Consider the following 19,042-nt stretch of genomic DNA (forward strand, 5'->3'; position numbering starts at 1 on the left):
CCTCGCAACCGTATGACTCGGGATGCTTTCCTGCACCGATACCGGTCCGCGATCGAACGGCAGATCGTCGATACCCTCGACGACCACCCGGACCTGCACGGGGCCGGAAGCCGACCGGTGCTGCTGCGCAGATGCGCCGCCTGGTCGGGAACACGGCTGCCGATCAGTGACCTGCCCCACGCCCGGCACTGGTTCGTCGACCTCGTGGGCTCCTTCAGCCGCGAAGGCCGCTTCGATTTCCTGGCCGAGGCCGTCAACGACCTGACCGGTGACGGCGAGCTGCGCGCGGCACTGCTGCGGCTGGACGACGCCTGGCAGGCAGCCGAGGTCGCCGCCGACGCTCCCGAGGGCCTGTGGGAGGAGCTCCAACGCGAGCTCAGCTCCGTGCCGGCGTCGCGGGTCGCGGACGTCCTGCACCAGGTCACCGAGGGCCGGCACAGCGGGCCGGAGTCCGACCACTGCAGGACCGCCTGGGAACTGTTCGTCTTCCTCTGCGACAGGTCGGCTCCGGGCAGCCGGCTCGGTCCCCGCATCGAGTTCCTCGAGCATCTGGTGCACGACATCGATCAGCGGGTGGCACGCCGGGTCGAGGCCTGGCACCAGTCCTGCGCCGACGACTGGAAGGCGACGGCAGCGCTGCGTGCGCTGCGGCTGGGCCGCGGCAGCCCCGACAGCGGTCGCAATGGTGCCGATGGCCGAAGCCGACAGGCGATCCTGACACTGCAGCTGGAAAGGATCACCACCAGCCCCGATCTCTATCTGCTGCGCACCTGGCAGCAGTGGGACGGCCGGGAGACCGTCTTCCACCCGGCGGCGCCACCGGTGCAGATCACCCGCCAAGCCCTGGAATGGCAGGTCGAGGCGGCGGTGCAGCGGTTCGAACGCTCGCTCGCGAGCGACGGTGTCGACGCGCGCATCGAGTTCATCCTGCCGCTGGACCTGCTGGGCCTGCGGGTTGAGTCCTTCCGCGTGGAGTGGGCTACCGGTGTGCCGCTCCCCCTCGCGCTGCGCTATCCGGTCGTGCTGCGCAGCCTCGACCGGATGCGCCAGCGGGAATGGCACCGGGCGTGGCGCCTGCGGTGGCGGATCCTCACCCGGGAACCGGCGCGGGCCGCCGTCGTGCGTGGCGAGCCCGCCGACGGCAGCCTGCGCCGGCTGGAGGCACGGCTGCTCTCGGACGAGGGAGTGGTCGCGGTGGTGTTCGACAGCGTGCCGGCGAGTCACATGCCGGCGGGCCGCGTGCCCGTGGGCCAGGCGCCGACGAGCCGCGTGCCCGTGGCCCGGGTGCCTGCGGCCCACCATCCCACACCACCGCACGAACAGCTCATCATAGCCCTACGCTGCGGAATTCCGGGAATTCTCTGGTCGTATTCCCCAGATGCGACGGACGCCGCCTCGGGGATCCATGAGTTCGCCGGCACCCAGAAAGTTGACACCCTTCCCGACCGGGTCACCTCCGCCCGCCGTGCGGCTTTCCTGGAAACCGCACCGGACAATAGCCTCGGCGGGTATCTTGCGCTGCTATGGGATGACCCCGACAGGCTGCCGGAACGGGGGTTGGCCGGTTCGCCCAGCCACCCCGAGGGGGGACACCACCGTGACTGACGATGCCCCGGGCCGCGATCGGCCGGATTCCGCCGATGGTGGCGCACGCGCCGGTGATCCCGCGCCCACGAGCCCTCCCCGGCCCAGTGGGCCGGGGAGCACGGACCCCGCGCCGGGCACGCGACCTGCGCAGGCACCGTCAGTGCCGGGCTGGTGGCTGTTCGACGGTGGAATCCGGTCCGAGGTCCGGGAATGGCCTCCGCCACCACCGTGGCGGACGTTCTCCGGGGGTCCCGACCAACCGGAGCCCCCGGAAGAGCAACGCGAAACCACCCGGCGACTCGGCCTCGGCGGTGTCCGCCTGCTCGACCACTCCGCGCTCGCGATGGTGAACGCCGCTCTCGTGCTGCGCCGGCCGTTGCTGGTGACAGGCAGCCCGGGCAGCGGGAAGTCGAGCCTGGCGTATCAGATCGCGGCGAGCCTGGGGCTGGGCCGGGTGCTGCGCTGGCCCATCACCAGCCGCAGCACCCTGGCACAGGGCCTCTACGACTACGACGCGATCGGCCGCGCCCAGTACGAGGTGTTCGGCCGTGCCCAGGCGGCGCCGTCGGGCCGACCCACCGGAACGCGGGCTCGGTCGCCGATACGCGCCAAGGATGTCGCCGACGCCGAACGTCCCGCGCCTGCCGCCATCCCGCCGGTCGGGGACTTCGTGCATCTCGGGCCTCTCGGCACAGCGCTGCTCCCGCATCGCCGGCCGCGGGTGCTCCTTGTCGACGAGTTCGACAAAAGCGACATCGATCTGCCCAACGATCTGCTGAACGTCTTCGAGGATGGGCAGTTCTCCATCCCCGAGCTGGTCCGGGCTCGAGACGCCACRCCCGAGGTTCGGGTCCACACCGCGGACCCAGGTGGCACGGCGACGGTCCACGCCGGCATCGTCGAGTGCCACGAGTTCCCGGTCGTCGTCATCACAAGCAACGGGGAGCGCGAGTTCCCGCCGGCGCTGCTGCGCCGATGCACCCGCCTGGACATCCCGCCGCCCGACACCGAACGGCTGGCGGCGCTGATCGCCGCGCACTTCCCACACGGCGTCGCCGGGCGTGCCGAGCTGGTCGAACAGTTCACCCGGCAGCGGACCCTCGCCGGGCCGCTCGCCGCGGACCAGCTCCTCAACGCGGCCTACCTGCTGACGCTCGGCGCCGACACGGACGGCGCCCAGGCCTGGCCAGATCTGCGCGAACAGCTCTGGCACCGCCTCGCCCCAGACACGGACCCGGGATGACCAGCGAGGGGTCCGACCCTGCCCCATCCGCACGGCTGCCGCCCCCGGCGGCTTCCGTGGAAGCCGGGCCGATCACCGGCTCGTCCGCCGGCTCCGCCGCTGGAGCCTCCGCCGTTTCCGCGGTCGGCCGGGCCGCGGCCGCGACCGCGGCCACGGTGGAAATCACGGCCCGCGAGCACGCCGAGGCGCTCTGGCTCTACGGCCTCATGGCCAGCACCGGTTCGAGCGGTTCGAGCGGTTCGAACGCGCAGGGCTCCACCACTGGCGATCCACCACCGGCGCCGTCACCGTCGGGCGCCGGTCCCAGGGACGGCGCCGCCCTCGGCGAGGGGCGCCCGACCGGACCGGTTTCCCTCCCGGCACCCGACCCCGACACCCGCGGCGACAATGCCGGAAACACCGACGCCGAAGAACAATTTCCGCCATTTCCGCGGACTGACCGGGACATTGCGCTCGCAGCTCCCGTATCGACGAACACCCGACGCCTTCAGGGTGCCCCGGAGGATGACGCGGAGTCCTTATGGACACCCCTCCCCTGGATGCGGCCCCGTAGTGGTTTCGCGTCGCTGGAGAGGCAATTATCGGGTGCCCGTCGCAGCCTGCGGCCGCTACGGCAGACTGTCGCCTCAAAGGTCCAAATGGTGCTGGACGAGGAGGCCACCGCGGAACGTCTTCTGCGCGGGCCGGCGCCTGTTCCGGTCCGCAGACCAGCCCCGGAGCGCCGCTGGGACCTTGTCCTCCTGGTGGACGACAGTCCGTCCATGCAGGTGGCCTGGCTCGACCTGGTGCCGCTGCTGCGCGGCTACCTCGTCCGCGAGGGCGTCTTCCGCGACATCCGTGTCTGTTTCGTCGACGGAGAGGCCGCGGAGGCGGGCCAGGTCACGCTCCGGCCCGAGTCCCGGGCCGGCGCCCTGCACCGGTCCCCACGGGAAATCATCGATCCGAGCGGCCGGAGGATCATCTGGGTCCTCACCGACGGCGTCGGGCGAGGCTGGCACAACGGGGCGCTACACAGGCAGCTCTGGTGGTGGAGCCGCCGCCTTCCGGTGGCGGTGATGAACCCGCTGCCGGCCCACCTGTGGCATCTGACCGGCCTCGCCCCGCACCAGGTGAGCATCTTCGCCGCCGCCGGGCCGGGCTCGGTGGCGGTGCGCTGGCGGTTCCAGGATGCCTGGGCCGGTCTGACCGGTGGCGCGGTGTCGGATCAGGCCGCCGTGGCGCCGATTCCGATGCTGGGCGTGGACGGAGGCAGCATCGCCAGCTGGGCCCGCTTCCAGTCGGCGGAGCACGAGCGCCGGCTGGACGCGCCGGCTGTGCTGGTAGGACCCGGCGGCACCGGTGCTGGCGCAGGGGCGGCCGCGGGGCGGGACACCGGGGAAGGCACAGCCGCTGGCCGGAACGCGGGGGCCGGAACAGATGGGGCCGGCGCCCGCGTGACGGATGGCGTCGGGGTGACGCTGACGAAGCTGACGCCGCTGGAGATCGTGCGCCGCGCCCGCGCGACGCTGAGCCCCGCGGCCTTCGACCTCGCGGTGCGGCTCGCGGCGGTCCCGTTGACCCGGGACGCGATCCACATGGTCTGTGACCAGGTCTCACAGGCCGGCCGGGCCGAGCTCGGCGAGATCCTCGTCCACCGCCTGCTGCGTCCGGTCACGGCTGCCGCCGCCCTGCCCACGGCCGCCGACGAGGTCGCCTTCGAGTTCGGCGAGGGGGTTCCCGCCGAACTTCTCGCCTGCGGCAGGCAGTCCCAGACGATCCGGACGTGGCGTTCCGCCGGACGTCTGCTGAGTCCGGCGGTGGCGGCGCTCCGGCACGTCGACGTCGTCCTGGACGACCCGGTGGGCGCCCCGCTGCCCGTGATCACTCCGCACAGCGCGCCCTTCATCCGGGTCGAGGAGGTCGTCCTGAGCGCCCTGTCAGGGCCCTACCGATCCCGCGCACTGATGCTTCGCGACGCCCTTCGGACAGCGGAGCGTGAGGTCCGGACGGATGGCGGCCCGGCGCCCCGGTCTGCCGGCTCCGCGCAGGCCGGCGCCGCGCAGGCCGGCGCCGCGCAGGCCGGCGTGTCTGGCACGCACAGGCGTGGCCGTCGACATGAGGTAGAGCCTGTGACCCACAGTAACGACTCGACATCACGCGCGCCGGCCGCACGGACGCCCATAGATGACCAGCCCACCGCGGCCGAGGTTGCTTCCGCTGACCCTGGAGGAGGGAATGTGGCGCAGTACGACGCGCCGACAATCGTGACCAGCCCGACCGCGGCAGGCATCGCGCCGGAAATACGTCCCCCGGCACGGCGGCCCGGGGGGCAGCCCGCGGTCTGGGGCAACATGCCCCAGCGGAACCCGAACTTCACCGGACGTGCGGAGCTGCTCGACGCCCTGCACGAGCGGCTGCAGACCGGGACCACGGCCGTGCTGCCCGAGGCGCTCCACGGCATGGGTGGAGTCGGCAAGTCGCAGCTCGCCATCGAGTACGTGTACCGGCAGCTGGCCGACTACGACGTCGTCTGGTGGATCCCGTCCGAGCGGACCACCCAGATCAACCAGGCGCTCGTGGAGCTGGCCCAACGTCTCGGCCTGGGCGTCGGTCAGGAGGCCAATGCCGCGGTGCCCGCCGTCATCGAGGCGCTGCGCGTCGGCAAGCCCTTCAGCAACTGGCTGTTGATCTTCGACAACGCCGACGACCCACGGGCGGTGCGCGACTTCTTCCCGGCGAGCGGCACCGGCCGCATCCTGATCACGTCCCGGAACGCGCAGTGGGCGGGGGCCGCCCGTGCGCTGGAGGTCGACGTGTTCCAGCGCGGCGAGAGCGTCGAGCTGCTCCGCCGGCGAACGACGTCGATCGGCGAGGTGGACGCCGACCGGGTCGCCGCCGCGCTCGGCGACCTGCCGCTGGCCATCGAGCAGGCGGCGACCTGGCTCGCGGAGACGGGCATGCCCGCCGACGAGTATCTGCGGCTCTTCGAGGACAAACGTCAGGAACTGCTGGGCACCGCGCCGCCGCTGGACTACCGGATGCCCGTCCGGGCGGCCTGGAACGTCTCGCTGGACCGCCTTGCGCAGTCCAACCCCGCCGCCCTGCGGCTGCTGCAGGTCTGTGCCTATTTCGCGCCCGACCCGATCTCCCGGCAGGTGTTCCGCCGCGGCCGGCACATCTCGATCGTTCCCGAGCTCGACGCGGCGCTGCGCGACTCGTTCCGGCTGAACGAGGCCATCCGCGAGATCAACCAGTACGCGCTGGCCCGCATCGACCACCGCACCAACTCCCTGCAGATGCACCGCCTGGTCCAGGCCGTCCTCATCGGCCGGATGAGCCCCGACGAGCAGGAGACGATGCGCCACGGGGCGCACCGCCTGCTCGCGGCCAGCGACCCGGACGAGCCGATGAACCCCGAATGGTGGAGCGTCTACGCGGAGCTGTATCCGCATGTGATCGCGGCGGGCGCGGTGGAGGGCCACGATCCCCTCATCCGGGACCTGCTCGTCAACGAGGTGCGCTACCTGTGGAAGTGGGGCGACCATGAGGTCGGCGTGGACCTGGCGCGCCAGGCCTACGAGAGCTGGCGGGTCACCCTCGGCGAGGAGCACCCCCACACGCTCTCCGTCGGTGGCTGGTACGGCTGGCTGCTCCAGGTGGTCGGCAACTACTCCGAGGCCGCGCCCATCAACACCCGGATGCTGGAGCTGTGCGAACAGGTACACGGCCCGCGGCATCCCGAGACCCTGGCCGCGTTCGCGAACGTCACGATGGATCGCAAGGTCAGCGGCGACTTCGCGGGCGCGGTCGAGCTGAGCGAGACGGCGCGCGAGCGCGCGGTCAACGTCTACGGCGCCGACCAGCCACAGTCCCTGAACGCCGCGCACAACCTGGCGGCCGCGCTTCGGCTGGTGGGTGACTTCCGGCGCGCGCAGGAGATCGACGACGACACCTGGCGCCGACGTTGCGCCCTGCTCGGCGAGGACAACGTCACCAGCCTGGAGTCCCACAGCAGCCAGAACCTCAACCTGCGCGAGCTGGGTGACTACCTGGGTGCGCGGGCTCGGCAGGAGGAGCTGGTCGCGCGGCTCCGTGCGCTGTTGGGCAACGAGTACCACCCCGACCTGTTGCGGGCACTGCGCAATCTGGCCATCGACCAGCGCAAGGCCGGCGACCACGACGTGGCGCTGCAGACCTCACGCCTCGCCTGGGAGCGGCTCCTGTCCCGGTACGGGCCGGACCATCCCGACACCCTCGCCGCGATCCTCTGCTACTCGATGGACCTGCGCCACAACGGTGATCTCGACGAGGCGCGCCGCCTGTGCGAGGACGCCCACCGGCGTTACCGGAACAGCTTCGGCGACACCCACCCGCACACTCTGGGCGCCGAGACCAACCTGGCCGTCGTCTACCGGCTCGCCGGCGACGCGGAGACCGCGTTCGAGATCGACCTCCGGTCCTGCGCCGCGCTCGCGGCGACGATCGGCCCCGACCATCCGCTGGCCCTGATCTCGGCGACGAACCTGGCGAGCGACCACTACGCGCTCGGGCGGCCGGGGGAGGCCCGTGGGCTCGACGAGGACACGCTGGAGCGGTCACGCGTCCATCTCGGTGCCGACCACCCGTCCACCCTCGCCGTGCTGTCCAACCTGGCCATGGACCTGCGGGCGCTGGGCGAGCGGGAGCGGGCGGAGGAGCTGCACGCCCAGGTCGTCTCGCAGCTGGACCACGCGCTCGGCGTCAGTCATCTGGCGACCCAGTCGGCGATGAGCTGGGTGCGCTCCGACTGCGACGTCGATCCGATGCCACTGTGACGCCGGCCTCCCGGCGAGCGACGAGCGGCGCCACGTCGTTACCAGGAGGCCGGTGTGATCAGGAGGCTGGCGTTGTCAGGAGGGAGGCTGGTGTGATCAGGAGGCTGGCGTGTCCGAGCCGCGGCGGTGTCAGACCGGGAGGCCGCTGAGATCGCCGACGCCGTCATCCCAGTTCGTCGGCCCGGGCCGGGCCTCCAGGATGCGGCAGGCGGCGAGACCGGCGACGGCCCGGTCATCCGCCGGATCCGCCCGGGCCGCCCGCTCATAGCCGTCGCGGGCACCCGCGAGATCGCCTGCCACCAGCAGCCAGTCGGCGGGCAGCAGTGCGTCGCCGGGGCGGGTGGCCCCGGCGGTCGTCTGTGCCGCCCGGGTGCGGAACTCGCGCGGCTCGAGCAGCTGGAGCCGGCACAGGTCGGTCAGCCCCTGCAACGGCAGCGGCCGGACGACGTCCGCGGTGCGGTGCCGCAGGCGCCAGCGCGTCCGGTGCACGTGCCGTGCCAGACCGGCGAACCGCTCGGCCTCCGAGGCCACCGGTTCCCCCAGCCAGCTCTCCAGGCGCAGCACGAGGCCGGTGACGAAACGGTGACCGGCCTGGGTCAGATCCGGGTGCACCCGCACCTGGCGGAGCGCCTCGTCGACCTGCCCGCGCGCCAGCGCGAACTCGAAGTCGGCGTGCAGGCGCGCCGCGCCGTCCAGCGAACTCCGCCAGGTGCGCCAGAACGCGGTGACCTCAAGAAAGGCGTATATCCCGTGCAGCATTCCCTGAAGCGGACGCGGATCATCGCGCCAGGGTGCGTAGCCGACCGGTCCCGGCCGGCGGACCAGCAGCTCCGTCAGGTTGAACAAAGCACCGAGACGGGCGTGCGCCAGCTCGTGCAACAACGTCTCCGCCAGCCACGGCCCGTGATTCGTCTCGGCGAGGCCGATCGAGCCGACCGCGTCGCCATCCGACGCGCTGTTGATCCGGAAGCGCTGCCTGTTCGGTATCGGGGCCAACATCAGCGGAGCCTGTGACAGCAGCACGGCCTGTTGCGGAAAACGAGTCACCAGAATCTCCCACGCGGCGGCGAGGGTTTTCTCCCAGTGCCGTACCGAAGAGGTTTCCAGCCGCAGCGGACGTGCCGGGGTGGCGATATGGCGGAACGGGTCCGTGTCGTCAAGGGCCACGGTCAGGACACGGTCCCCGTATTCAGCGCGCAGCACCGGCAGCGGCCGCCATCCGGCGCCGGCCACCGTGACATCCAGGCAGATCTCCCCACCGGGATCGGCGCGCAGCCGACCGGCCTCGTGGCGCAGGGCCACGACAGCCCAGATCCCGTGGCCGGGCACGTTACCCGAGCCCAACGTCGGCAGCACCAGAAGGCGATGGCGCAGGGGCACCCGGAGCACGAAGTCAAGCCCGGCGCGCACGGCGGCGGACGCGGCGACGGTGTGCAGATAGCCGAGATCCACCCACAGCGGCGTGTCGGAATGGGCCACACCGCGCAGGCGACGCAGCACATGGGCGACCCAGCGCCCGACGGTCGGGTGCTCGAGCACCGCCCGGGCCTCGGCGGGGGCCCGGGCCTCCGCGGCCTCCAGCAGCTCCCAGGCGACGTCCAGCGACGGTAACGGCCCGTAGACACCGGCCCGGGCCCGGGTCTGGTCCAGGAGCGCCCGCAGCAGCAGCCGCCGCCGGCTCCGCTCGGCTCGCCACAGGATCCGGCTGGGCGCGCCGTCGTCCGTCCCCGCGGCCAGCGCGTCGAACGCAGCGGCCGACAGCTCCTGCTGTGCGTGCGCCCCACCGGCCATGGGCCCCCGCGGCCCGTCGACGCCCGTTGCTGGGCGGTAGGTCACACCCACCCGGCCCGAATGCCCCCGATCAGCCGACTGTCCGGTTCGTCGATGACCGCCAGGATCCGGCGCAGTCGGTCATCGAACTCGACGTCGTGGCGATGACGCAGGTCACGAAGGCTGAGTTCGCTCAGGTCCAGGAATGAGCTCTGGATGTTGACCGGGCCTTGGGTCATCACCGTCGGTCTCCTTTCGGGCATGGCTGACCACCGGTGCGAGGCGACGGCCGCTATCACGACGGCACGCCGCGGGAACGTAGCTGGCTTCGCTGCCAGAAGTGTCGCACGGCGTCGCCGCACACGCGGCCGGTTCTGGCCCCACCTGGAAAGGACGAACCACCGCCGAGGAATGGGGCCTTGGATCCCACTGGCCGTATCCAGAGGAGTCCGTTGCCCCGCACCGATCAGCCAACGATGACAATCGCCCAGGAGCCCATTACGTACGGATTTCGAATCATCCGGCGATTTTGCTCGTCCACAACCCGAGGCCGCGTTCCAGGTGCCTCCGACAGGCCGCACCACGCGGACGGGCCGCCGCTACACGCTGGACGACTCGGTAGCCCAGTAGACGTCCCGAAGCGCCTTCTTGTAGAGCTTGCCGTTGTCGAGACGGGGCAGCTCAGGCACGAAGTCGATCGAGCGCGGCCATTTGAACGGGGCCAGCCTGTCCCGGCAGTAGTCCAGCAGGCGGGCCGCCAGCGCGTCCCCCGCGTCGGCCATGGTCGCCGGCTGGACGACGGCCTTGACCTGCTCACCGAGCTCCGGGTGCGGGACTCCGAACACGGCGACGTCCGCCACCTCGTCGTGCATGACCAGGACGTCCTCGATCTCCCGCGGGTAGATGTTGACACCGCCGGCGATGATCGTGAAGTCACGCCGGTCGCTCAGGTAGAGATAGCCGTCCTCGTCGACATGACCGACATCGCCCAGTGTGCGCCAGCCCGGATAGGCGGGGTGGCTCACGGCCTTGGTCCGCCCGGGATCCTTGTGGTAGCTGAAGCCGGCACCTGGGCTCTCGAAGTAGACCGCCCCGGTCTCGCCGGCGGGCAGCTCGGTGCCGTCCTCGGYGCAGATGTGCAGCACACCGCCGCCCTGGGCGCGCCCGACCGAGCCTGGGTGGGCGAGCCATTCCTCGCTGGAGATACCGGTGCTGCCGAAGTTCTCCGAGCCGGAGTAGTACTCGTAGACGATCGGCCCCCACCATTCGATCATCCGGCGCTTCACGTCGACCGGGCAGGGCGCCGCGGCGTGCAGGGCGATGCGCATGCTCGACAGGTCGTAACGGTTCCGGATCTCCGGGGCGAGCTTGAGCATCCGGACGAACATCGTCGGCACCCACTGCGCGGCGAGAACCCGGTACCGCTCGATCGCGCTCAACGCCTCCTGCGCGTCGAACTTCGGGAGCACCACGACGGTTCCCCCAATGCTGTGCAACACGGCCGACACCCTCAGTGGTGCCGCGTGGTACAGCGGCGCGGGCGACAGGTAGACGGAGTCGGCGTCGAGGCCGTACATCCGCACCGTCCCGTTCAGCAGCTGGACGTCGCCGGCGGAGGCGGGAGTGTCCGGCAGCGGGAAACGGATGCCCTTCGGGCGGCCGGTGGTCCCCGAGCTGTAGAGCATGAACGAGCCGCGGATCTCGTCCTCGCGGGGCCCGCTGTCGTAGCCGGCGGTGGCGACGTCGAGATCCTCGTGGTGCTCGGACGACCCGTCGAGCATGAGCCGGCGCAGGACCCCTGGCGTCTCCGCCACGATCCCCTCCGCGACACCGGCCAGCTTCTGCGTGGTGACCAGTGCCTTCGCACCGCTGTCGTTGACCAGGTGGGCGACCTCGGGTGCGGTGAGGTGGGAGTTGATCGGAGTGATGTAGAGGCCACAGTTGAGACCCGCCCACACCAGCTCGAAGTAGCGCAGATGATTCTCGGCGAGAATCGCCAGGCAGTCACCCGGGCGCAGGCCCGAGTGGACGAGTAAGCGGGACAACCGCGCGGAACCCTCGGCCAGCTCACGGTAGGTCTGGACGCGGTCCGCACCGCCGGGGCCACCGGTCAGGATCACCGCGGGCTTGTCGGGGGTCAGTGTCACGAAGTCGGGCGGGTACATGGATCCTCCGGTTCCTGCGGTGCGGGTGACCGCCGCGGGCAACCGGCGGTTCCCCGCGGCGCAGGGGCACCGCCGGCAGACCGCCACCCACCAGACCCACGGCCACCTTCCGCTGCGGAAGCAGCATTCGTGCCGAGCAGAACGACGCTCTTCTAGACGTAATATCAGATTCTCCGAACCGGAGATAGGTGTTGACATCGAGGTCAGGACACCCCCGGCGCCCTGTCGCCGATCCGGCGGGCAATCCTCCAGGCAGGCCCTACGCTCAACAAATGACACAGCAGCGCCGATCGACGGTGGGCCTGATCGGCACTGCCGGGCTGCTGGCCGCTGTGGCGATCACGGTGGCCAATGCCGGGGGCAGCGACAAAGCCTCCGACGCCGAAGCGCCCGGCGACCAGCGGACCACCGGGCCGGCCACCGGCACACCGCGCGACTCGACCGGCGCCGGTTCGTCGGACCGCGACCCGACCGCCACAGCGTCGGCAACCGGGCCGGCCTCAGCCGCCACCTCCGCGCCCGCGGCCCGGCCCGACGCCGCGGGCGCGGCGCCCTACTGCGGTGCGAGCCACTACGCCGAGGAGATCACCGTGCAGCGGTGGGCCGGCGGCGACTTCCGGATCTCGTTGTGGCCCACCGACGCGGCGCGGCACGCCGATGACCGCGACGGAGCAGTCTCGGAGATGTGGGCGGCGATCAACAGGTGCGTCGGGACGCTGGACTCCACGGTGACCGAGAGCCTGCAGGACCAGCTCCGCTGCCACGAGTTCCTCGCCCTGGTCCCCGGGTCCGGCGGGGAGCAGTACGCGACCGGCACGACGTTCGACATCGAGAGCTGGCGGCCGACTCCGGGGCGCCGGCGGTGGATCTCCACCCGCTGCGGCAACACCCTGGGCACCGACCCGACCACCACCCCGATGAAGGCCTACCGCCCGGACGGCGTCCCGCCCCGTTCGCAGCCCACCGGCGAGCACGCCTAGCGCCGCCCGGCACAGCGCTGCCCGGCACAGCGCTGCCCGGCGCAGCGTTACCCGGCACAGCGCTGCCCGAACACCGGCGCCGGGAACCGGATCAGCTGCTCGTCCCGTCGGCGCAGACGCGTTGCCTGACGACGTCGAAGGCATCGCCGGCGGGATTTATCTGGACGATCGCCGAACAGGGGCTCGGTTTGCCCATGTTGTCACGCAGGCTCACCGGGGAGATGAGGCCGCCCGCGTCGTAGTCGGTGACCCCTCGCAACGCGTTGATGAATCCCTGGCGGGTGGGGCAGGAGCCGGCCAGCTCCAGGCCGCGCAGGAACATGTCGGTGTAGATGTACGCGAACATCGCCAACTGCTGGTCGGGCCCGCCGGCCTGTGGCGCGAACGCGTTCATGGCCTGCCGATAGCGGTCGATGGCGGGGCCGCCGGACTCGAACGGGCGGAAGGCGACGGGAAAGGAAACACCGGCGAGCTGCTTCCCCTTGGCCGCAAGCAATCGCTGGTCGTACCCGCTCAGCGCGACACTGGCGGCGATCTCCATTCCCGTGGTGTGAGCGGCCTGCATGATGGTGGCGAGATCGTCCAGGCTCGACAGGCCGACAAGTGCGTTCACGCCCGACGCCGCGAGGCGCCGCGCCGTCTGGGTGGCGCTGTCGACCGCCGGGTTGAAGGGGACCGACTCCGACGCAATGCCCACCGACGCCAGCGCGGAGGTGTACCTGGCCGCCAGTTGCAGCGTCGAGGGCGCGTCGCCGGTGATGACAATGCCCGCTCTGACCGCGCCGCTTGTAGCGACATACTGCGCGACGACTTCGGGCGAGTCCGCGTAGACGAAGCTGAACATGTTCAGATAGTTCGACCAGGACGACTCGGCGGCAAGCCCGACCACGGGTACTCCGTCCGCGGAAAGAGCGGCCATCGAGTCGCCCATCGTCACCGAAGCCGTGAGAAGGCCGAAGACGGACTCGTCGTGAACAAGGCTCGTGACGACCTGAACGTTCTGGGTCAGCGAGGTGGCGTCGTCCCGCCAGTCATAGACGATCCGCCGGCCGTGGATTCCGCCCTGCTCGTTGGCGAGGCCGAGCCGGGCGTCGACACCGGCACGGGTCGAGGACAGTGCGTCGCTGCCCGGGCCGGAGTCGGGGTAGACAAAGCCCAACGTGATCTGGTCCGCCGATACCCCGGGGCTCGTGCAGATTTCGGCGGCGCCACCCTGGCTGTCGACAGTGCTGGTAGCCGAGCAGCCAGCACTCGCGGCGACAAGGACGGCGGCCGCCATACCTAACAGGCCAGCCTGACGACACAAGCGCATGATGGGCCCTCTCGCTTATTCACAGACAGCAGCACATCCCCTATATCGGCAAAATTCTAACGAAAAAGGCACCTTCGACACAGACCCGTTCTCAGTGCGTCACGTGGTCAGGCCACGCCGCCGCTCAGCGGGTCCGGGCTGGCGACTCCGGCATGTCGATACGAGATCTGTGTTCCGGCCGGCTCGCTGCGCCATCTCGGCTCCGAACGTCCGCGGCGGGCGGTCTCGGCTCCGGGAGCCAGCCAGCCGGCCGACGGTGAGGACGGAGACGGAGACCGGGACGAATCGTCGTGGCGCCCCGTTGCCGCGCGCGAAATTCCTTGATTCCGCGCAGGTAGGCGGCCTCCTTGCGGCGGGCGATGGCTTCGGGTTCGAGCTCGGTGACACCGTGCCGGCCGTGCTCGCCGACCGCGGCCGCCCAGCCGGCGTCGAGCAGGAAGGGCGCCAGCGCGTCTGCCAGGGCGGCCGGGTCACCGGTCGGGACCACAGTTCCCGCGTTCCAGCGCTGCACGAACGGCGCGACTCCCGTCCGGCTCGTGACGACGACGGGACGTCCAGCCGCGATCGCCTCCACGGCGACGAGGGAGAAGCTCTCGAACCGGCTGGGCACCGCCACGACCCGGGCCCGGCCGAAGACCTCACGGATCTGCGCGGCCGTCAGGTGACCGGTGAACTCGGCGTCAACACCCAGCTCACGGGCCCGGCCCCGCAGCCAGGTGCCGGACTCCACCCCGCCGATCGCACCCGCCGACCGACCCACGACGACGAGGCGGTGCGTCACGCCTGCGGCCCGCAGCCGGGCGGCTGCGTCCAGGAGCACGTCGACGCCCTTGAACGGTTCCAGCCGACCCACGACGGCGATCGTCGGCTCGGTCGCCCCGGCGTCCGGCAGCCCACGCCACGGCGTGGCGTCGAAGAGGTTGGGGATCACCTCGACCGCACGGTCGCCCAGCCAGCCGTCCCGGCGCAGTTCGTCGACGAGCAGCTGGGACGGTGCGGTCACGACGGCGGCCCGCCGCGCCGAGACCTGGTCGAGCCGGTCCGCGACCAGGCCGCGGGTGCCGATCGGCTGCCCGGCGAGGCGGACCGCGAGCATCGTCGGGCAGTGCAGGTGGATGGCCAGCGGCCGGGTGTGGCAGACCGCCTCGATGAGGGCGCGGGTCTCGCCGTCCTGTGTTTCGATCACATCCGGCCGAAGCTGGAGCTGGCGCATCCAGAAGCTGTAGGAGACCGCGAGGCTGGCCCGCAGCGCGAGCGAGTCACGCGGGTGGAGTGGGCCGCGCAGCCGGGAACCGAGGCCGCCCAGCGCACGGGTCGCCGGAGCCTGCAGCAACGGCCGCCGGTGCACGTGCACTCCGTTTTCCACGGTGTCCGAGATCCGCCGCCCCTGAGCACATAGAACGTGCACGTTGTGCCCGAGCCCGACAAGGGCGGCGGCAAGAGCCGCCGTGTACGTTCCGGCACCATCCCAGACAATGGGTGGATACTGCTCGCAGAAGAAGAGAACCGTTAGGTTCCTGAATGTTCCGAGTAGCCCCATCGCATCCCCAGACCCGGACCTGGGAGCGGATCAGGTACCGGAAGAAGTCAAGTACCGGAAAGAGCATGCAAAGGCTACTTGGGTCGGCCGGCCCGGCCGGTCGCACGACAACCTTCCTTGTCACCTGCGTGAGCGCCCGGCGGAATTCGACGCGAGCTGTCGCCAAGCTCTCGCTGTGTACCTGATACGACCTGGATGTCGGACCTCTACCGGCCGCCACCGGTGGCGGCCCGGCCCGAAAGGCCCGAAAGGCCCGGATCGAGCCGGTTCAGTGAGACCTGCAGCACCGGCCGGGTCGCCGCCGCGATCCACTCGGTACCGGAGGCCGTGGGCAGCCGCCGCCAGCCGAGCCCGGGAGCGAGCAGCGCGAGCTCGCCGTCTGAGCGCTGGACCATCGGGATCCGTTCCTCCCAGACGGCGGCCCCGGCGCCGGAGCCGTCCGCGTAACCCACGACGAGTTCCTCGGGCGGCGACGCCGGCGAGATTCCGATCTCGTCCGGACCGGTCGCCAGATCGCTCGTGGTGAGAACAAAGGTGTGGCTGGTGGCACCGTCGAGCGCCCGCAGCGCACCACCGAGCCGCACGTACAGTCGCGGCTCCTGCCCCAGCCCCTGGCCCTGGCCCTGGCCCGCGCCAACGGGTGCCCGCACGTTCACCTGGATCTCGATACGAGTGCCGGTGACCCGCCGCAACGCTTCGAAGGAGCCACGGAAGCTGCCGGGAACGGTCGGGTCGACAATCTCCTCCGGCCGCAGCCGGTAGATCGTCCGGCCGGGCATCCGGTCGGGCAGCGCAGCCGAGCCGGGACCGATGTCCGCCGCGTAGACGACCGGATCATCAAGATCTGGGGAGTTCCGCAGCGTGTGGTACGGGATCTGGGTGTACCGGCTCGGGGTCTGCGGCGTCACCAGGATCACCGCGGGTGTGTCGAGCTCGTCAGGGATCAACTCGTCCACAAAATGATTGCTCTCGTTGACACCACGCTGGACGTCGATGCGCCCCGGCAGACTCGACCAGGTGATCGCGAGGAGTCCCACCCCGGCGACCACGGCCACCCCCGGCCGGGCCAGGTGCAACCCCGCCGCCCACCAGTCCCCCGCCCGCCCGGCCATCACCTGCCCGGCCGTCGCGCGCCGGCCCACCGCGCGCCCGGCCACCGCACGCTCGCCGACCGCACGCCCGGCCAGGCCCAGCCACTCGGTGAGGCGCCGCGACAGGCCCCAGAGCCACCGCGCGCCCTCGGCCGCGAGGATGACGACCGGGGTGAACGCGGCGAGGTGGTAATGCGGCCCGAGCCCGTTACGCAGGCCCGGCATCGCGAACGCGGAGCCCCACCAGAAGGAATAGCCACCGAGCACCATGCCGGCCGCGGCCAGAAGCATGATCCGTTCGGGCCGGCGCCGTGGCGCGAACAGGCCAGCGGCCGCCAACCCCACCAGGACGGTGCCACCGAACAACCAGCTGGGGGCGGCAGCGAGGGTCTCGCGTAGCGCGTCCAGCGCCAGCCGGCGGGTGAACAGAAAACTCGACTCGGACGGCAGGATGCGCCGCGGCCCGAAGCCGAAGCGGTCCAGCGGATCAGAGGCCGACAGGGGCATGCGCAGCGGTGATCCCGTGACGTACCAGCAGTAGGCCGCCGCCACCAGCACGAACGGCAGCGCACCGATCCCGGCCCAGCCCGCGCGATGCGCCATCGTCCGCGCCCGGACCCGCACCCACGCCCGGGCCCCCGACAGCGCCCCCCGCCGTACCACCGGCTCTGACCATTCCGAGCCGGTCAGCTGCCGTGCCCGCAGCAGCACCAGCCCGAGCACCGGGAGAAGTACCAGGACCGCGTCGAACGGCCGGATGAGCAGCGCGAAGCCCGCGCTGGCACCGCCCAGGAGCAGTGCTGGCCGCGAACCGGTCCGGGCCCCGCGCAGAAGCTCGGCAGCCGCGAACACGAGCGTCGCCGCACCCGCGGCGTACGCAAGCGGAAGTGCGGTGTGCAGCAGCACAATCGGCGACAGGGCCACGCCCGCCGCCGCCATGAGCGCCGTGCGCACATCGGCGAACAGCTCTCTGGCCAGCCGGAACGTCCCGACGACCCAACCGGCCGCCACCGCCGCGGGCGCGACCACCATCGTCCCGAACAGCGCCTGCGACGCGGCGAGCATCGCCGGCCAGCCAGGCAGATACTTCGTGAACACCCTGCCGTCGTGCTCACCGGTGAGCCAGGGCCGGAAGAACGGCTCGACCACCGTGGCGTCCAGGGTCAGCCGCCCCTGGAGCAACATCCGGGCCTGCAGGACGTAGGCGGCTTCGTCCGCGTCACCGGAACCGTCCGGGAAGAGGATCTTCTGCAGGAGCACGCTGCCGACGAACGACAGCAGTGCGAGCACGGTGACGGCGATCGCCGGACGCGAGAGCCGCAGGCGGGTCCGCCTCGTGCGTGCGGGTCGCGACACCACCCGCCCACGTACGCCGAGGCTGCGGGACGCCCCCACCACGGCAGCCTTGTCGAGTGCCGCCTCGTCGAGGGGCGCCTCGTCGAGGGGCGCCTCGCGCACCGTCGACACGTGGACGGTCGACTCGTCGACCGTGGTGTCGACGGTCATCGGCTCGATGGTCATCGGCCGCGGTGGGAGTTGGCGGCGTTTGTCACGCGCAGGCCACGGTGCGGTGCGAACCTTTTCCGATCATGTACCTGCCCGACCCCATCCAAGGCCGCTGGGCGGATTGCTCGCACCCAGCCGTTTGCAACAAATGATCCGTATGCAGTACCTGGAATGATAGAAAACCATTGACGGGTTCCTGCAACGGGGTCGGAAAAGTGTCACTTCAGTGCCCTGAGCTGGCCACATAGGCCAATGCGGATCAGCCGGCCGCGCCGCCGCGTCGCCACGCCACGCCGTCATGTCGCCACGCCACGCCGCTGGCCGATCTCGCTGGTGGCCCGCGGCGCCCACAGGCAAGCCGCACCGACCGGGGCACCACCGCCAAACCAGGTGTTCACGGCCTCCCGTGACACCCGGGTGGCAGGACATGAGGATCCCGGTCGTTGGAACGACGAAAATCCCCGGATCTTCGAGCCGCGGCTTCAGGCTGCCGTCGCCGAGTACCGAGTACCGAGTACCGAGGCTCATTGTCGAATACGGGCCGGCGAGGGGTCCGGCTCTCCTAGGATGACGATCGTGCTCGACGACCAAGCAACTGGTTCGGACAGCTGCTATTCATGCAAGCAGGAGGCTTCGCTGGCCACCTTGCCGATCCGCGAGCGAATCCTGGTCGGTGCGGGATGGCGCGCGGCACACGCCATCCGTTGCGCGCTTCCGGGCTGGCTGGTGCTCGTCGCCCGTCGACACATCACCACGATCGCCGATCTGGACGCGGCCGCGGCCGCCGAACTCGGCGTTCTGTGCCGCACGCTGAGCCTGGCGCTGACCGACGTGACAGGGTGCGCGAAAACCTACGTCGCGGCGTTTTCCGAGGCCCCGGGATTCGACCACCTGCACGTGCATGTCATTCCCCGGGCGCACGACGTTCCCGTCGAGGAGCGCGGCCCGTCGATCTTCCGATACCTGCGCGAGCCTTCGGCAGCCTGGGTGCCCGAGGCGGCGATGAACGACCTCGCCCGAGCGCTCGCCGCACGGATCACGACCACCGCGTAGGC

11 protein-coding genes are annotated in these 19,042 nt (G+C 71.0%); 5 read left to right on the forward strand and 6 right to left on the reverse strand.

All coding sequences use genetic code 11. From position 1 onward, the window contains the following. Nucleotides 1-12: 12 nt before the first annotated feature. The 3 genes from CcI49_RS29645 (at nucleotide 13) to fxsT (ending at nucleotide 7,623) form a co-directional block, all read left to right on the forward strand. On the forward strand, nucleotides 13-1,605 hold the full coding sequence (locus CcI49_RS29645; protein WP_076831942.1) for a hypothetical protein: 1,593 nt from the start codon (nucleotides 13-15) through the stop codon (nucleotides 1,603-1,605). Between the two features lie 142 nt (nucleotides 1,606-1,747). After that, nucleotides 1,748-2,830 (forward strand): MoxR family ATPase, encoded by a 1,083-nt coding sequence (locus CcI49_RS29650; protein WP_076831945.1) that lies wholly within the window; start codon nucleotides 1,748-1,750, stop codon nucleotides 2,828-2,830. Continuing rightward, the gene (gene fxsT, locus CcI49_RS29655) at nucleotides 2,827-7,623 is read left to right on the forward strand and encodes an FxSxx-COOH system tetratricopeptide repeat protein (RefSeq protein WP_076831948.1); all 4,797 of its coding nucleotides are present in this window, start codon (nucleotides 2,827-2,829) and stop codon (nucleotides 7,621-7,623) included. The genes CcI49_RS29650 and fxsT overlap by 4 nt, the downstream gene beginning before the upstream one ends. A gap of 129 nt (nucleotides 7,624-7,752) precedes the next feature. On the opposite strand, the gene CcI49_RS29660 is transcribed toward fxsT, so the two are convergent. From CcI49_RS29660 to CcI49_RS29665, 3 genes are all read right to left on the reverse strand, one after another. Beyond that, complete coding sequence (locus CcI49_RS29660; RefSeq protein WP_241840309.1) at nucleotides 7,753-9,465, reverse strand: HEXXH motif domain-containing protein; 1,713 nt, start codon at nucleotides 9,463-9,465, stop codon at nucleotides 7,753-7,755. Next, nucleotides 9,456-9,632, reverse strand: a complete 177-nt coding sequence (locus CcI49_RS42280; RefSeq protein WP_158230837.1) for a hypothetical protein — start codon at nucleotides 9,630-9,632, stop codon at nucleotides 9,456-9,458. Before CcI49_RS42280 ends, CcI49_RS29660 begins: the two co-directional genes overlap by 10 nt. A 360-nt stretch (nucleotides 9,633-9,992) precedes the next feature. Further along, nucleotides 9,993-11,558 carry an acyl-CoA synthetase gene (locus tag CcI49_RS29665; protein WP_076831951.1) on the reverse strand — a complete coding sequence of 522 codons (1,566 nt, stop codon included), beginning with the start codon at nucleotides 11,556-11,558 and terminating at the stop codon, nucleotides 9,993-9,995. Nucleotides 11,559-11,830: 272 nt separating this feature from the next. Here CcI49_RS29665 and CcI49_RS29670 point away from each other — a divergent pair, with 272 nt between their 5' ends. Next, complete coding sequence (locus CcI49_RS29670) at nucleotides 11,831-12,538, forward strand: DUF2599 domain-containing protein (RefSeq protein ID WP_076831954.1); 708 nt, start codon at nucleotides 11,831-11,833, stop codon at nucleotides 12,536-12,538. A 91-nt stretch (nucleotides 12,539-12,629) separates the two neighbouring features. Here the strand turns inward: CcI49_RS29670 and CcI49_RS29675 are convergent, their stop codons facing one another. The 3 genes from CcI49_RS29675 to CcI49_RS29685 form a co-directional block, all read right to left on the reverse strand. Further along, complete coding sequence (locus CcI49_RS29675; protein ID WP_347280148.1) at nucleotides 12,630-13,817, reverse strand: ABC transporter substrate-binding protein; 1,188 nt, start codon at nucleotides 13,815-13,817, stop codon at nucleotides 12,630-12,632. Nucleotides 13,818-13,974: 157 nt separating this feature from the next. Further along, the gene (locus tag CcI49_RS29680; protein WP_054568194.1) at nucleotides 13,975-15,390 is read right to left on the reverse strand and encodes a glycosyltransferase family 4 protein; all 1,416 of its coding nucleotides are present in this window, start codon (nucleotides 15,388-15,390) and stop codon (nucleotides 13,975-13,977) included. Nucleotides 15,391-15,596: 206 nt separating this feature from the next. Beyond that, nucleotides 15,597-18,002: a hypothetical protein gene (locus tag CcI49_RS29685; protein ID WP_076831957.1), complete on the reverse strand. Its 2,406-nt coding sequence runs from the start codon at nucleotides 18,000-18,002 to the stop codon at nucleotides 15,597-15,599. A gap of 552 nt (nucleotides 18,003-18,554) precedes the next feature. On the opposite strand from CcI49_RS29685, the gene CcI49_RS29690 reads away from it, so the two are divergent. Then, nucleotides 18,555-19,040, forward strand: coding sequence for an HIT domain-containing protein (locus CcI49_RS29690; RefSeq protein ID WP_076831961.1), 486 nt, complete (start codon nucleotides 18,555-18,557; stop codon nucleotides 19,038-19,040). Nucleotides 19,041-19,042 lie beyond the last annotated feature (2 nt).

Origin of the sequence: Frankia sp. CcI49, from assembly GCF_001983215.1 — a bacterium.
In the GTDB taxonomy this organism is placed as follows: Bacteria; Actinomycetota; Actinomycetes; order Frankiales; family Frankiaceae; genus Parafrankia; species Parafrankia irregularis.

What these genes read in the sequence shown, in the direction of transcription:
- CcI49_RS29645 (WP_076831942.1), top strand. Translation starts at nt 13, where the DNA reads ATGACTCGGGATGCTTTCCTGCACCGATACCGGTCCGCGATCGAACGG.
- fxsT (WP_076831948.1), top strand. Translation starts at nt 2,827, where the DNA reads ATGACCAGCGAGGGGTCCGACCCTGCCCCATCCGCACGGCTGCCGCCC.
- CcI49_RS42280 (WP_158230837.1), bottom strand. Translation starts at nt 9,632, where the DNA reads ATGACCCAAGGCCCGGTCAACATCCAGAGCTCATTCCTGGACCTGAGC.
- CcI49_RS29670 (WP_076831954.1), top strand. Translation starts at nt 11,831, where the DNA reads ATGACACAGCAGCGCCGATCGACGGTGGGCCTGATCGGCACTGCCGGG.
- CcI49_RS29675 (WP_347280148.1), bottom strand. Translation starts at nt 13,817, where the DNA reads ATGGCGGCCGCCGTCCTTGTCGCCGCGAGTGCTGGCTGCTCGGCTACC.
- CcI49_RS29680 (WP_054568194.1), bottom strand. Translation starts at nt 15,390, where the DNA reads ATGGGGCTACTCGGAACATTCAGGAACCTAACGGTTCTCTTCTTCTGC.
- CcI49_RS29685 (WP_076831957.1), bottom strand. Translation starts at nt 18,002, where the DNA reads ATGACCATCGAGCCGATGACCGTCGACACCACGGTCGACGAGTCGACC.
- CcI49_RS29690 (WP_076831961.1), top strand. Translation starts at nt 18,555, where the DNA reads ATGACGATCGTGCTCGACGACCAAGCAACTGGTTCGGACAGCTGCTAT.